Below are 614 nucleotides of genomic sequence, written 5' to 3' on the forward strand. Positions count from 1 at the left end.
GCGTTGGTGGGTGCCGGTGCTGATGCCGATGAGTTCGCCGCCGATCCGGATCGCTATGACATTCCTGACAGTGTGATCGGGTTTTTGCGGGGTGAGTTGGGGGATCCGGCCGGTGGTTGGCCGGAACCGTTGCGTAGCAAGGCCTTGCAGGGCCGCGCCGACGCCAAACCCGAAACCCCGCTCTCGGCCGAGGATGAGGCGGCATTGAAGGTGGGTGGGCGCGCCCGTCAGGAGACGCTGAATCGGTTGCTGTTCCCGGGGCCGACCAAGGAGTTTCAGGCCCACCGCGATCAGTACGGTGATACCTCGATGCTGAGCGCGAACCAGTTCTTCTACGGGCTGCGCCAGGGCGAGGAACACCGTGTGCAACTCGAACCCGGTGTGGAACTGCTCATCGGGTTGGAGGCCGTGTCGGAGGCCGACGAGCGTGGGATGCGTACCGTGCTGGCCATCCTCAACGGCCAGCTGCGTCCCACCCTGGTCCGGGACCGCAGCATCGCCAGCGAGGTCGCCGCGGCCGAGAAGGCCGACAAGACCAACCCCGACCATATCGCCGCCCCGTTCGCCGGGGTCGTCACCATCGGCGTGGACGCCGGTGACACCGTGCAGGCCGG

1 pseudogene is annotated in these 614 nt (G+C 66.9%); it reads left to right on the forward strand.

The window, feature by feature from the left end:
* Positions 1 to 614, forward strand: a pseudogene (locus G154_RS00315) (pyruvate carboxylase); the annotation flags it as partial.

It is taken from the genome of Mycobacterium sp. VKM Ac-1816D (assembly GCF_000416385.1).
Taxonomy (GTDB): domain Bacteria; phylum Actinomycetota; class Actinomycetes; order Mycobacteriales; family Mycobacteriaceae; genus Mycobacterium; species Mycobacterium neoaurum_A.